Annotated in this window: 16 protein-coding genes; all 16 read right to left on the bottom strand. The window is 32.8% G+C overall.

Translation table 11 applies throughout. The features are described from left to right. Nucleotides 1–323 precede the first annotated feature (323 nt). The gene (gene ppnP / locus FHR24_RS13995; protein ID WP_167190232.1) at nucleotides 324–605 is read right to left on the bottom strand and encodes a pyrimidine/purine nucleoside phosphorylase; all 282 of its coding nucleotides are present in this window, start codon (nucleotides 603–605) and stop codon (nucleotides 324–326) included. A gap of 94 nt (nucleotides 606–699) precedes the next feature. Further along, a complete protein-coding gene (locus FHR24_RS13990) occupies nucleotides 700–1,554 on the bottom strand; it encodes a family 16 glycosylhydrolase (protein ID WP_167190229.1) in 855 nt (284 codons plus the stop codon). 229 nt (nucleotides 1,555–1,783) lie between these two features. Then, nucleotides 1,784–1,948, bottom strand: coding sequence for a hypothetical protein (locus FHR24_RS15605; protein ID WP_317166209.1), 165 nt, complete (start codon nucleotides 1,946–1,948; stop codon nucleotides 1,784–1,786). Between the two features lie 148 nt (nucleotides 1,949–2,096). Then, nucleotides 2,097–2,201 (bottom strand): DUF4982 domain-containing protein, encoded by a 105-nt coding sequence (locus FHR24_RS15685; RefSeq protein WP_394352397.1) that lies wholly within the window; start codon nucleotides 2,199–2,201, stop codon nucleotides 2,097–2,099. Nucleotides 2,202–2,243: 42 nt separating this feature from the next. Next, nucleotides 2,244–2,498, bottom strand: coding sequence for a hypothetical protein (locus FHR24_RS15595; protein ID WP_208412367.1), 255 nt, complete (start codon nucleotides 2,496–2,498; stop codon nucleotides 2,244–2,246). Further along, nucleotides 2,450–2,788, bottom strand: coding sequence for a glycoside hydrolase family 2 TIM barrel-domain containing protein (locus tag FHR24_RS15590; RefSeq protein ID WP_208412366.1), 339 nt, complete (start codon nucleotides 2,786–2,788; stop codon nucleotides 2,450–2,452). Before FHR24_RS15590 ends, FHR24_RS15595 begins: the two co-directional genes overlap by 49 nt. A gap of 118 nt (nucleotides 2,789–2,906) precedes the next feature. Then, nucleotides 2,907–3,032 carry a hypothetical protein gene (locus FHR24_RS15735; RefSeq protein ID WP_262886529.1) on the bottom strand — a complete coding sequence of 42 codons (126 nt, stop codon included), beginning with the start codon at nucleotides 3,030–3,032 and terminating at the stop codon, nucleotides 2,907–2,909. A gap of 12 nt (nucleotides 3,033–3,044) precedes the next feature. Beyond that, entirely contained in the window at nucleotides 3,045–3,281 is a 237-nt protein-coding gene (locus FHR24_RS15585) for a sugar-binding domain-containing protein (RefSeq protein WP_208412365.1), read from the bottom strand. Nucleotides 3,282–3,593: 312 nt separating this feature from the next. Then, entirely contained in the window at nucleotides 3,594–5,369 is a 1,776-nt protein-coding gene (locus tag FHR24_RS13980) for a cytochrome c oxidase subunit I (RefSeq protein WP_167190226.1), read from the bottom strand. Nucleotides 5,370–5,406: 37 nt separating this feature from the next. Beyond that, entirely contained in the window at nucleotides 5,407–6,471 is a 1,065-nt protein-coding gene (locus FHR24_RS13975; RefSeq protein ID WP_167190223.1) for a cytochrome c oxidase subunit II, read from the bottom strand. Nucleotides 6,472–6,510: 39 nt separating this feature from the next. Next, nucleotides 6,511–7,923 carry a quinol:cytochrome C oxidoreductase gene (locus FHR24_RS13970; protein ID WP_167190219.1) on the bottom strand — a complete coding sequence of 471 codons (1,413 nt, stop codon included), beginning with the start codon at nucleotides 7,921–7,923 and terminating at the stop codon, nucleotides 6,511–6,513. 22 nt (nucleotides 7,924–7,945) lie between these two features. Then, nucleotides 7,946–8,497 (bottom strand): c-type cytochrome, encoded by a 552-nt coding sequence (locus FHR24_RS13965; RefSeq protein WP_167190215.1) that lies wholly within the window; start codon nucleotides 8,495–8,497, stop codon nucleotides 7,946–7,948. A gap of 5 nt (nucleotides 8,498–8,502) precedes the next feature. Continuing rightward, nucleotides 8,503–9,030 (bottom strand): DUF3341 domain-containing protein, encoded by a 528-nt coding sequence (locus tag FHR24_RS13960; protein ID WP_167190212.1) that lies wholly within the window; start codon nucleotides 9,028–9,030, stop codon nucleotides 8,503–8,505. After that, on the bottom strand, nucleotides 9,020–10,420 hold the full coding sequence (gene nrfD / locus FHR24_RS13955) for an NrfD/PsrC family molybdoenzyme membrane anchor subunit (RefSeq protein WP_167190209.1): 1,401 nt from the start codon (nucleotides 10,418–10,420) through the stop codon (nucleotides 9,020–9,022). Before nrfD ends, FHR24_RS13960 begins: the two co-directional genes overlap by 11 nt. 31 nt (nucleotides 10,421–10,451) lie before the next feature. After that, nucleotides 10,452–13,502 carry a TAT-variant-translocated molybdopterin oxidoreductase gene (locus FHR24_RS13950; protein ID WP_167190206.1) on the bottom strand — a complete coding sequence of 1,017 codons (3,051 nt, stop codon included), beginning with the start codon at nucleotides 13,500–13,502 and terminating at the stop codon, nucleotides 10,452–10,454. Nucleotides 13,503–13,561: 59 nt separating this feature from the next. Further along, nucleotides 13,562–14,785, bottom strand: coding sequence for a c-type cytochrome (locus FHR24_RS13945; RefSeq protein ID WP_167190245.1), 1,224 nt, complete (start codon nucleotides 14,783–14,785; stop codon nucleotides 13,562–13,564). Nucleotides 14,786–14,942 lie beyond the last annotated feature (157 nt).

Here is a 14,942-nt window from a genome sequence, read left to right as displayed (position 1 = left end):
TATTTAAAACAAGGACGTTGTAACAATAATCACACTGAGTAATAGTTAATTGTTTTACTTTTAATTCACCTAAACTGAATTTTATTAAGCTCTAACGGACTCTTTATGTTATTATAAAGTTGTTTTAAACTTAATAGATAACTGGCCTATATCAAATATAAGATCTATTAATTACTCTAAATATTATTTAAACATTCTATAAAACATAAGTATTTCCATCTTTTAATTAGTTAAAAGTTAAAATATAGCTTTTACATCTTATATTATTAAAATAAAAAACCATCAATATTACATTGATGGTTTTAAAAAAAGTGAAATTGTTTTTATTTATATTGACATAAATAAGAAGTTTGCCCTGAAACTTTTACTTGAAATTTTTCATTTGCTTCTATTTGGTATGCTTCACCTGCTTTATAAGTTACCCATTCTGTAGATCCTGGCAATTTAACGGTCATTTCTCCTTCTACAACATTCATTGTTTCGTGTAAAGAAGTTGCGAATTCATACTCTCCAGCTTCCATTACTCCTAATGTAGATTTTCCTGTTGCTGATTCATATGCTAATGATTTTACATTTCCATCAAAATATTCGTTTGCTGATATCATATTTGTTTGTCTATTTTATGTTCGTTGTCAAAAATACACATCTTTATTCTGATAGAAAAACAAATTGGAACTTGTAAAACACTTCTTTAAATGATTATTGTTTTTGCCAAACACGAATATAATCAATCTCAAAATCCATAATTCCTTTTTCTTTTTGTATCTGTGTTCCGTTTAAGGTTAAGTCTTCTTTACTTTCTGGCATACCATTCCATGAAAATATTTCCATATCTAACCATAGATTTATAGGATTGGTAGCGACATAAGCTTTGTAATCTTCATCAACTTCTCTATTTTCTTTTGCCCATTTTGTTGCTTGCTCTGCAGTTACTGATGAAAAGAGTTTTCCGTCTATATAATATTTTATTCCGTTTGCGTTCCACTCTACTCCATATATATGAAAATTACTAGCTCCACGGAATCCCATGTCTTTTCGTGCTGTATAAGAAGGTTTACCTCTTAAGTTTTTTCCAATCACCAATGGACCACCACAACTGTGTATCCAAGTATTCTTTTCCTTTTTTCTTCCATCATCAAACATTTCAAAAAAATCAAATTCCAAATTCTTTCCCATAGACCAAAAACCACTTGTAATTTCTGCATCTATGGCTTTGCTTCTAATTTCTATGTATCCGTATTTAAATTCTTTTCTGTTGATAAAGCAAGCTGTTGTAATGTTTTTATATGGTAATGGTTTTTCAATAACAGGTTTTCTAATTTCATCACTAAACGGAAAATCTGATTCCCAACGAGCTTCTAATTTTAATATTCCATTCTCTAAACGATAGTTACGTCTCGAAAATTGAGAAGGAGCTCTACCTTTCCAAACTTTTTTGTTGGGTTTGTCTGGATGTTTGTAAAATGGTTTTCCGTTTTTGAACTTTCCTACAATATACCATCTGTCTTTATTTATTTCTTGGGCATTAAATTCGTCACTTACTTCTGTATTCAATTTCCATCCGGCTTTATTATCTGGATCAGATACTGGAAAATTTTATGCTTGAGTTTTTAGAACGATTAACGATACTAATCCTAAAAACGGTAATAGTTTTATCACTTTATTCATATTTGGTTTTATTTAAATGATACGGTTAATTCTTTGGAAATTACATTTCCGTTTTTTTCTGTAGCAACAACAGTTACTTTAGCTATTTTTTTGTTGCTTGAATTGCTAATAAACATTATCCGAAATTGGTGTTTACAGTTTTACTATTAAAACCATTTAACTTGGTACTGTCACCACAATCTGTTCCTAAAAAACGGTGTTCTCCAGAAATTTTAAATGTTATTTGATCCTCAGTATTCTTAACTTCATTCCCATGTTTATCTATTAATTGAGCTACTATGTTTATAACATCAGTATTATTGGCATTGGCTTCTGTTTTGTCAGCCCTTAATTTCTGTAGGTATGTTTACCGTTTTTAAAACTGTAATTGTTTTCTTTCCGTTTTTTATTCCTTTAGCAACTAATTTTCCTTTTTTATAGATCACAGGCTATTTGTATGTATAATCTTCTTGATTTTTTAGGTATTGGGTTCCCAAAAATTTTCCATTCTGAAACAACTCTACACTTTCACAATTAGAATAGACTTCTACAATGGTTTGTTCTCCTTTATTATAATTCCAATATGGAATTACATTTTACCATTCTCTTGGGGCTAATTCCCAATGTCCTTTTTTCTTTTTTACAACTTTACCACTTACATCTACTTTGTATATAGACTTGGCTTGGGTTTGTGTGTACATGCTTATTACAGGAGTATCATCTCTCCATAATGATTTAAACATGTAATAAGATCCTCTAGGAAAACCTGCAATGTCTAAAGGACCATAATTTGTTACTTTTCTTAGCCAATCCTTAGCTCTACATTCTCCCATATAATAACTCCAGTCCATAAAAACAAGTCTGGAATAAAATCTCTTTCTACTACAGCTTTCCATTCGTACAAACGAGGTACATTTTCTGTCCCCATCATAGCTTTGTTTGAATATGTTTTTTTAAAATAATAGTATTTATGTGGTTTGTAACTATACACTACTACATCACAGAAGTCCAAAAACTCACATGAAGCTGGATTGTGAGCTATACGGATAGCATTACAACCTCCTTCTTTTAGCAATTCTAATCTACGTTTCCAAACATCTTTGGTTAAGGCAGCACCAACAATCCCAGCATCGTGATGCAAACAAACTCCTTTAATTTTCTGTTTTTACCATTTAAATAAAATCCTTTGTCTTTGTCAAAACGAATAGAACGTATCCCAAATCTGGTTTTTCTTGGTGTAGTTTTAACATAGTCTATTTTTATATATGTATTCGTACAGGAATGTGTAATTTATCTGTAATTAATAATTGTACATTTCTAAAAATACCAGAACGTGTATACCAACGAGAATCGGTATACCTACTATGATCTACTCTTACAGACAATCTGTTTTCTTCTCAATTAGATTTTAATACATCTGTTAAATCATAATATATGGGTGCATATCCATAAGGATGATTTCCTATGCGCATACCGTTAATCCAAAACTCAGCGTTGTTGTATACACCATCAAAAATAACATAGTGCTTTTGGTTCTTGTTTATGGGAGTATTAAATTTTTTACTATACCACCCAATACCTCCTGGCATAAAACCAGTAGCACCTTCTAAATTTTTAGAAAAAAATACTTTCAATAGACCAATTATGAGGTACATCTAATTTTCTCCAATATTTAGGACTGTATGTGATTAAAGAATAATCTTTAGAATCTGATAATGTAAATAACCAATCATTACTATCCCTTTAGACACCTATTTATTAAACTTTATTTAAAAAAAATGTTTTTATATATAGATTTCAACCAAATAATTTGTGAATTTATAATATAACATCTATCACTCCTATTTTAGAACAGTATTGGTCTTAAACAGTATTTGGATGATTTATTAAAAACAAAAAACTCGATTGGTTTCCCAATCGAGTTTTTTATACTTTCTATTTTTTTATTATGATTCTTCTTCTCCTGCTTTTAAAGGAACCGTTTGCATAATATAATCTTCTCCAAAAATATATTCTCCATTTTCATCAACTTTGCTATAATCATATGGCCAACGAAATACTTCTGGAATTTCTCCTGGCCAGTTTCCGTGGACATGTTCCACTGGTGTTGTCCACTCTAACGTATTAGATCTCCATGGGTTTTGAGAAGCTACTTTTCCTTTGTAAATACTCATAAAGAAGTTTACTAAAAAAACAATTTGTGCTACTCCACCAATCAATGCAAAAATAGTCATTACTTGGTTTACATTTGCTAAATCATCAAACAATGGAAAGTTTGTATTTGTATAATATCTACGTGGTAAACCTGCCAAACCAATAAAGTGCATTGGGAAGAAAACTCCGTAAGCTGCAATAGCAGTGATCCAGAAGTGGACATACCCTAAAGTTTTGTTCATCATTCTTCCGTACATTTTAGGGAACCAGTGATAAATACCTGCGTACATTCCGTAGATTGCAGATACACCCATTACTAAGTGGAAATGTGCTACAACAAAATATGTATCGTGTACGTTAATATCTAAAGCAGAATCTCCCAAAACAATTCCTGTTAATCCTCCTGTTATAAATGTTGATACCAATCCGATAGAAAATAACATTGCAGGGTTGAACTGTAAGTTACCTTTCCACAAGGTTGTGATATAGTTAAATGCTTTTACTGCTGATGGGATTGCAATCAACAAAGTCGTAAATGTAAATACAGATCCTAAGAAAGGGTTCATTCCTGAAATAAACATATGGTGACCCCAAACAATTGTAGATAAGAAAGCAATTGCCATAATAGAACCAATCATTGCACGGTAACCAAAAATTGGTTTACGTGAATTTGTGGATATAATTTCTGAAGTTAACCCTAATGCTGGTAATAATACAATGTATACCTCAGGGTGACCTAAGAACCAAAATAAATGCTCAAACAATACAGGAGAACCACCTTGGTAGTTTAATACTTCTCCTCCTATAAAAATATCAGATAAGTAAAAAGATGTTCCAAAACTTCTATCAAAAATTAACAACAATGCTGCAGAGAACAATACTGGGAAAGAAACTACACCAATAATTGCTGTAATAAACAATGCCCACATTGTTAATGGCAATCTTGTCATTGTCATTCCTTTGGTTCTTAAGTTTAGAATAGTAACAATATAATTTAAAGAACCGATTAAAGACTGTGCAATAAAGATAGCCATAGAAACTAACCATAATGTCATACCTGTACCTGAACCTGGGATTGCTTGTGGCAATGCAGATAATGGTGGATAGATTGTCCATCCAGCAGAAGCTGGTCCAGCTTGCACAAATAAAGAAACTACCATGATTACACTAGAAATAAAGAACAACCAAAAAGATAGACAGTTCATAAATCCAGAAGCCATATCACGAGCTCCGATTTGCAATGGAATTAATAAGTTAGAAAAAGTACCACTTAAACCTGCTGTTAATACAAAGAATACCATTATAGTACCGTGAATTGTAACTAAGGCTAAGTAAATATCTGGTTTCATTACTCCTGTTTCTGATTGGAAACGTTCTGGTAAAAAAGCCTCTATAATAGAAAATGATTGCTCTGGCCATGCGATTTGAAGTCTAAATAATAAAGACATTAAAACTCCAATAACCCCCATGATCATACCAGTTACTAAAAACTGCTTTGAAATCATTTTATGATCTAAACTAAATATATATTTAGTTACGAAAGTTTCTTTATGATGATGTTCTGACATAATAAATTTTTTCTTTTTTTGATTCTAAGAACAGGTTTTATAACTTAAATAATTCTTTTGCAGTTTTTTGTTGATTCAACCAGATTAAATAATCTTTTTCTGATTCAACAACAATTTTCATTTGCATATTATAATGTGAAGGTCCACAAATTTTATTACAAAGTAATAAGTAATCAAATTCATAAGCATCGTCTCCATTTGCTTGTCTAACTTTATTTACACTAGCAACTTTACGAATTACATCTTTTTGTTGTCTCATTTCTTCTGTCGTGAATTTAGGAGTAAAACCAAATTCAGTAACCATACCAGGAACACAGTTCATTTGTGCTCTAAAGTGAGGCATGTAAGCTGAATGTAATACATCTTGAGAACGGAATTTAAACACCACTTTTTTACCTACTGGTAAGTGTAATTCACGTACTGGAATATCATCAGAAGATTTAGCATCTGTTAAATCAATACCCATAGAATTTGCTCCTTCTATATTTCTAACGTTTCCACGTCCTAATTCGTTATCTCTACCAGCGTATCTTGCTTCCCAAGCAAATTGCTTGGCGTAAACTTCTACTAAAATAGCATCGTCACCTTCTAAATCAGTAACATCATTCCAAATAGATAGTCCATATAAAATTAATACTGCTAAAACTACAGTAGGAATGGTTGTCCATATTAACTCTAACTTATGAGAATCCGCAAAGAACGTTGCTTTTGTTCCTTTTACACCTCTGTATTTATACGCAAAAAAGTATAATAAAGCTTGCGTTATAAACTGTACTACTCCAATTAACCAGAAAGTAATTCTATATAAGTTATCATAATCTTCACCTTCTATAGAGGCTGAATCTGGTAACATAATATCTTGTAGGAATATTAAGCAATACCCCATTAAAAGGTAGAATCCAATTAAAAAGATTAAAAACAATTTACCTTGTAAATTATTATCTTTTTCTGTGGCGATAGGATTGTTATCGTTCTCTAAAGTAATGGTTTTTTTACCATCTTTAATTTCGTTAAAAATAACTCTGTATGTAAGTAGTTTATTTACTTGCCAAACACCAATGGCAAAAGCAACAGCTACGAAAAAATAAAATAAAGCTAACATAATTTTGTTTTAAGTTTTTTGCAAATGTAATGATATATATTAATAATGGAAGTGTTCACTCTCATGTAAGAAAGGATTTCCTTTTGCAATTAATGGAGCTTTACTTATAGTAGTAAATACTGCATATATAAATAATCCTAAGAAAAATAAGATACTTGCAATTTCAGTGATTCCGAACCCCCATTGATCTCCAACAGTTCCAGGCATAATCATTACAAAAACATCTATATAATGTCCTACTAAAATGATTGTACCAACTCCTAAAACTATTTGCGGAATACGTTTAAAGTCACTATTAACTAACATTAATACTGGTAATATAAAATTTAAAGGAATCATTCCTAAAAATAAAAATTTATAATCGTCAAAACGCTGTACAAAATAGACTGTTTCTTCTGGCATATCTGCATACCAAATTAGCATAAATTGAGCGAACCATAGGTAAGACCAAAAAATAGAAAAACCGAACATGAATTTTGCTAAATCATGTAAATGACTATTATTTACTACTTCTAAATATCCTTTAGATTTTAAATAAACCGTAACCATTGCAATTACTGTTAAAGCAGAAACTAAAGCAGTTGCTAGTACATACCATCCAAATAATGTAGAGAACCAGTGAGGGTCTAAGCCCATAATCCAATCCCATACAGACATAGATTCTGTAAAAATGAAAAATGCTAAAAAAGCTACTCCAATTTTATAATTTTTATAGTAGTTTACTAAATCTCCTGCGTTGTCTTGTAATAAAGAATATTTTCTATTTAAGTAACGGAATACATTCCATCCCACTAAATATATAATTCCAGAAATCAACCATCTTGGAGTATTTAACCAGGCTTGTTTATTTGCTATTAATTCATCGTAATTTGCTGATGTTGGATCTACTGTTCCATCTGCCATCCAGACAAATAAATGATTTCCATGAAATGCTGTAATTACAAGAAAGACAATAAATATTACAGATACATATGGTAAAAATCCTGAGATTCCTTCCATTACTCTAAATAATACAATTGACCAACCAGCTTGTGCTACTCTTTGAATATTTAAGAATGCAAAAACAACAATTGTTACAAATGTAAAAAAGAACAAAGCTACATAAAATGCTGCCCATGGTCTATTTTGTAATTGGTGTAATACATGTGCTAAGTGATGATCACTATGTCCTTCTGCATGAGCTTCTGTTTCGTGAGCATCTACAGTATGCGCATCATGTTTAACCCCTTCATGATGATTTTCGTGAGCTACTTCTGCGTGTGCATCATGATGAGCAACTTCTTTTGTAGCGTGAGCTTCACCATGAGTACCATGTGATTCTTGATGAGCCAAAATCTCTGCTACTTCAGCTTCTGTACTTGGAGCAGAAGCAAAACCGATGATAATACCTATTAAACCTACAACCATTAAGGCTATAGCTGATATTTTTAATTTACTTGAAAATTGATACATAATCTATCTAAGTGTTTGGTAATTATTTTAACAAGTTGTTTCTTAATTCTTGAACGTGTTGAACAATTAACCAACGTTCTTTTTCATTTAATTGAGAAGCATGAGATCCCATCATGTTTCTACCATGCATAATTACGTGGTAAATACTTCCTTCTGTAACATCTCTATCCTTGTAATTAGGAATTCCTAAGAATTTTTCTCTTTTTACTAAATCCCCTTGTCCATCACCTTTTTTACCGTGACATACCGAACAGTAGATTGTGTATAAATTCTTTGCATTTTCACTATCTAAATCTGCTGCTGTTAATGGAGATTTTAAATTTTGCTTAGCATTCTCATAACCTTCGTTAGTATCAGGATATTCATAAGGAATGTGTCCTCTAGAAATAGAACCTTCAACTGGTTTTTGTGCTTCAATACCGTTCGTAAAAACGACACTTTTTGCATATGGCTCACCCGCAACCGATTCATACATATCTGGCATGAACTGTAAGTTACGTTTTGTTTTATCGCATGAAGTAAACGTTAATGCTACCACTGCTAAAATTGCTGTAATTTTAAATAATCTACTCATGGTTGTTAGTGCTTTTCAATTACTTTAATCTCAACAGCATTTGTAGTGTTTAACAAAGCTGTTAATTCTTCTTCATTATTATGTACAGGAATCTCCATTAAAAAGATATCATCTGTAGTTCTTGGATCAGGATTTTCTGCTTCTTTAAAAGGCCATAATCTACTTCTCATATAAAAAGTAATTACCATTAAGTGAGCGGCAAAGAAAACTGTTAATTCAAACATAATTGGCACAAAGGCAGGCATGTTTACAATCCATGAGAAACTTGGTTTACCACCAATATCTTGTGGCCAATTATCAATCATCATGTAATTTGTCATCCAAATAGCAAAAGCCAATCCTGTTAAACCGTATAAGAAAGCACATATTGCTAAACGCGTGTGTGGCAATCCTAATAATTTATCTAAACCGTGAACTGGAAACGGTGTAAAAACTTCTTCAATATGATGATTAGCTTCTTTTACTGTTTTAACGGCATCCATTAAAACATCATCATCATTATATAATGCGTGTATAACTTTATTAGTGCTCATTTTTTCCGTCTCTTAATTGTTTATAATGTTCTCCTGAAGATTTCATAATTGTTTTTACTTCTGCCTGAGCAATTACAGGGAATGTTCTAGCATATAATAAGAACAATACAAAGAAGAATCCAATCGTACCAACAAATACACCAACATCTACAAATGTAGGCTCAAATCGTGTCCAAGTTGATGGTAAGTGACCTTTACTTAATACAATTGCAATAATATCAAAACGCTCAAACCACATACCAATGTTAATTGCTATAGAGATAATAAAAGACATGATAAAACTTCTTCTTACTTTTTGGATCCACAATAATTGAGGTATTGCAATGTTAAATAATATCAACGACCAGAATGCCCATCCATAAGGTCCTGTTGCAGCACCAATAGACATATATGTATAATTCTCGTAAGGAGAACCTGTGTACCATGCAATAAAGAACTCTGATGCATAAGCAACAGCTACAATACCACCTGTAACCATAATTACAATGTTCATGTATTCTACGTGTAAACGTGTAATGTAACTTTCTAAGTTAGATACCTTTCTCATTATCCCTAATAAAGTTTGTACCATTGCAAATCCAGAGAAGATTGCTCCAGCCACAAAATAAGGAGGAAAGATTGTTGAGTGCCATCCTGGGTTAATAGAAGTAGCAAAGTCCATAGATACAATAGTATGTACAGAAAGTACTAATGGTGTTGCCAAACCAGCTAACACTAATGAAACTTCTTCAAAACGTTGCCAATCCTTTGCCCTACCAGACCATCCAAAAGATAACAAAGCGTATATCTTTTTCTGAAAAGGTTTAACAGCTCTATCTCTAATCATTGCAAAGTCAGGTAATAAACCAGTCCACCAGAATACTAGCGATACAGATAAATAAGTTGAAATTGCGAATACATCCCATAACAAAGGTGAGTTGAAGTTTACCCATAACGAACCAAATTGGTTTGGAATTGGTAATACCCAATATCCGTTCCATGGTCTACCCATGTGAATTAAGGGAAACAAACCCGCTTGGAAAACCGCAAAAATTGTCATTGCTTCTGCAGAACGGTTAATTGCCATTCTCCACTTTTGACGGAACAATAAAAGTACTGCTGATATTAATGTACCGGCATGACCAATACCTACCCACCATACAAAGTTAGTAATATCCCAAGCCCATCCAATGTTCTTGTTCAATCCCCAAACTCCAATTCCTGTTCCAATTGTATATAAAATACAACCTACACCCCACAAAAATGCGATCAATGCAATTGTAAATGCTATATACCAATTTTTATTTGCCTTACCCTCTATAGGTTTTACAATATCCATTGTGATATCGTGGTAACTCTTTTCCCCTAAAACTAAAGGTTCTCTGATGGGTGCTTCGTAATGAGACGACATATAATTAAATTTAAATTTTAGTTATTCCTTTTTAAGCTTCGTTTGTATTTCTAATTTTAGTTTGATAAACTACGTTGTTATCTGTTCCAATGAACTCTAACAATCTATATGCACGTTTATCTTCACGTAAAACAGTAACTTCATCTTCTGAGTTATTTATATCTCCAAACTTGATAGAACCTGTAGCACAAGCACTAGAACAAGCTGTTGTAAATTCATTCGCCTCAATTACTCTACCTTCATTTTTAGCTTGTAAGATAGTCGCTTGAGTCATTTGAATACACATTGAACATTTTTCCATAACTCCACGAGAACGTACTGTTACATCTGGATTTAATACCATTTTACCAAAGTCATCATTCATGTTGAAATCAAACTCATCGTTGTTATTGTATTTAAACCAGTTAAAACGACGTACTCTATAAGGACAGTTGTTAGCACAGTAACGAGTACCTACACATCTGTTATATGCCATTTGATTTTGACCTTGACGACCGTGTGATGTTGCCGCTACCGGACATACAGTTTCACATGGTGCATGGTTACAGTGTTGACACATGATTGGTTGAAAAGCAACTTGAGGGTTGATTGCCTCAGGTGTTTCTAAAGCAACATAAACATCTGCCTGATCTATTGATGAAGCTTGGTTTATTTTTTTGTTTGCAGAACCTGCATCACCTTCAGAAGTGTAATATCTATCAATACGCAACCAGTGCATATCTCTACCTACACGTACTTCATGTTTACCAACAACAGGAACATTATTTTCTGCATGACATGCAATTACACATGATCCACATCCTGTACAAGATGTTAAATCTATGTTTAAGTTAAAATGATGACCAATAGATCTATCGTGATCTTCCCATAAATCTACAGAAGTTACATCTACAGATTCGTGTTTTAAAGAAACTTCAGGTCTTGGATTCCATTCTTTGGCATTACCGTGAATATAATCTTCTAATCCTGTTTCTCTTAAAATATCGTGACGACCTGCTATTGTGTGTTGTAATTGTTCACAAGCAAATAAATGCTCTTCACCAGTATTAACAATAGAAGCTATTTGAGTTCCACCAAAGGCTACAGCATATGCGTTAACCCCTACTTTCATCTCTTCTTTTAACGCTTTTGTTTTACCATATCCGTATGACAGTCCAATAGTTCCTTGTGCTTGCCCTGGTTGAATTAACACAGGAACATTCTCTATTTTAACTCCGTTTACAGTAATAGTAGCATATTGTCCGTTAATAGCTCCATTATCTTGTACTGGATTTGTAAACTCTAATTTATCAGCATCTGCTTGAGACATTAATAAGTAGTTATCCCAAGATGCTCTTGTTAATGGATCTGGCAACTCTTGTAACCAAGGGTTATTTGCTTGCTGACTATCACCTAAAGCAGTAGAAGAGAATAAAGTTAATTCAAACTCACCTGTTTTAGTTTCTGCTTTTAAAGCTTTGGCAGCATTTACAGCATCTATAGAATTTCCGTTTAAAGAAGTCACATCAACTTTTGCAAAACCATCATGTAATGTTTTGTTCCAAGAAGCACCTCCTAAAATTTCAGATTTAGCAAAAGCAGCTAGGTAATCGTAATAAGAAACTGTTTGCCCAGTCCAAGCTAATAAACAATCTTGAAATTGTTTTGTATCAAACAAAGGTTTGATTGTAGGCTGTGTTAAACTGTATTGATTTGCCGTTATTTTAACGTCACCCCATGCTTCCAAATAGCTAGGGATTGGTAAAGCAAACTGAACTTCGCTTAACGTTTCGTCTTCTTTAGTAGAAAACCCAACTGTTAATTTTGTTTTTGACAATCCTGCTTTAAAATCAGCAGCGTTTGCCAATGTGTAAACAGGGTTTGTATTATATGTGATTAAAGCTCCTACTTTACCTGCTTTTAATTCAGTAACTAAACTTGCAACCTCAGTATCATTTCCTGCTCTTGTATATTTAACGTTTGTAACGTCTAATATTTCAGAGCTTAAAAAGTTATTAATTGCTAGTGCAATTAATTGAGCATTTTTATCTTGAATTCCGGTAATTACAACAGCTTTATTTCCTGCTTTTATCAATTGAGTAGCAGCTTGTTTTATAGCAGCATCACCAGGAGTTTTTTTAGATGGTAAATTCTCACCTGTTATAGCATTGTATAAGTTGATTAACGCATAAGATTGTTCAGATGGCTTTAACACAACTCTTTTATCTGCATTTGCTCCTGTTAAAGAGTAGTTTGCTTCAAATTGAATATGGCGAGAAAACTTCCCTGCTTTTACATCTCTTCCTTGAGCATACGCAGCTTCAAATCCTCCACCTTGCCAATCTCCTAAGAAATCTGCACCTATAGAAACAATTGTTTTAGCATCTTCCAATTTATAATTAGGCAATGCTCTTTCTCCGTAAACTTCTTGAAAAGCATCTAAAGCAGCTGATTCAGAAATAGCATCATATACTACGTGAGAAACATTATTGTATTTTTTTGAAAACTCAGCAATCAAAGCATCTGTAGAAGGACTTGCTAAAGTACCTGTTAAGAAAACTATTTTCTCTCCAGATTTAGAAATCTCTTCTAATTGAGCCGTAATTTTTCCGTTTACATCAGACCAAGAAGCTGTATTACCCTTAATCTTTGGCCCTTGTAATCTTAAACTATCATATAATGATAATACAGATGCGTTTACACGAGCGTTTGTAGTTCCTTTAGCTTCTTTATTTGGTAAAATAAAAATAGGACGACCTTCTTTTGTTTTCACCAATACGTTTGCAAAATCAAAACCATCTGCAATTGTAGAGGCATAATAATTTGCAATCCCTGGAGTAATCTCCTCTGGCTTTACAACATAAGGAATCGATTTAACGACTGGTCCTTCACAAGCTACTAATGAAGCAGCTGCTGTTGTAAACCCAACATATTTTAAGAAATCACGTCTTGTTGTACTAGACGATTCTAAAGTTTCTTTATCACCTAAAAACGATTCAGGAGCTTGTCCTTCATTAAATTCGTTTTGTTCAAGCGAAGCAACAATAGAACTATTTTCATTTAGTTCTTCAACACTTTTCCAGTATTTTTTGTTTGATGCCATGTTTATTTGTTTTTCTATAGTTGATGCTAACTAAAAACTTAGCTTAAATTCTTAATATTCTAGTAATGACACTTACCACATTCCTTACCTCCTAATTGAGCGATCGTTACCTTCTCTACTCCATATTTATGAGATAATTGTTCGTGAATTTTTTTGTAGTATCCATTACCTTCAATGTTCACTTCTGTTTCTTTATGACAGTCTATACACCATCCCATTGTTAACGGAGAGTATTGATAAAGCTCATCCATTTCTTCTACAGGACCATGACATTTTTGACATTTAACACCTGCAACAGTTACGTGTTGTGAGTGATTAAAGTATGCAAAGTCTGGTAAATTGTGTATACGAACCCATTTAACAGGTTTTGTTTCTCCTGTATACTCTAAGTTTTCTGCATCCCATCCGGCAGCATCATATACTTTTTGAATTTCTTTATCCAATTTCGTTTTATCAAAAACTCTTCCTTCTCCTAACTTCACTTGAGTATCATCTGATACTTCAGAAATATTTTTATGACAGTTCATACAAACATTTACCGATGGAATCCCAGAAGTTTTAGAGTGTTTGGCTGAAGAGTGACAATATTGACAATCAATTTTATTATCTCCTGCGTGAATTTTATGAGAAAAAGCAATAGGCTGTACTGGCTGATACCCTTCATCTACACCAATAGACATTAACGCTGTAAATCCGAAATAAACCCCTAAGAAAACCAACACTATTACAGATACTATCTTTAAGAATCCGTTATTGCTTTTCAAGAAAACCCATCCAATTAATGCTAATAAAACCAACACTACAACAACTGTTGCAATTACTGGCAAAATCTCACCGGCAGTAGAATCTACTTCAGCGGCTTGAGCTACCGCTACTGTAGCACCTCCTTTTTTAACATCTCCTACAGTGGTATAAGCTATAATATCTTCTATTTGTTTGTCTGACAAAAACTCAAACACACTCATAGCGACACCTCCGTACTCCTCATAAATAGCTTTCGCATCTGCATCTCCAGAAGCTCTTAACTTGTTGTTGTTCTTAATCCAAGCTTGTAACCAATCCATTTCACGACGTTCTGCTACTTTACCAAGTGCAGGCCCCGTTGCCTTTTTGTCTAACTTGTGACACGATGCACAATGCATATTAAACAATGCTTTACCCGCTTTAACTTGCTCATCCGATGGAGTATCTTGTGCTGATAAACTCAAAGAAAAAGAAAAGAAAAGCACCAGACTTAACTTTAAAACACTAGACAGTTTTCTGTGTAATTTCACAATTTTCATACAGTTGTATAATAGGTTTTTATATTGTTCTAACGTGGCTAAAAGACTAGAAAAAGATTTGTAGTCATTTTTAAACGTTGCCACAAAAGTAATATTATGCATCCAATTGAAGAACAGATATACGTAGTAAAAGTTAATTTATATGTATTCTAAATAA

Source organism: Wenyingzhuangia heitensis (assembly GCF_011762155.1).
Classification (GTDB): domain Bacteria; phylum Bacteroidota; class Bacteroidia; order Flavobacteriales; family Flavobacteriaceae; genus Wenyingzhuangia; species Wenyingzhuangia heitensis.
Note: the sequence above shows the minus strand (reverse complement) of the source record. Positions and strands in the feature narration are given on the sequence as shown.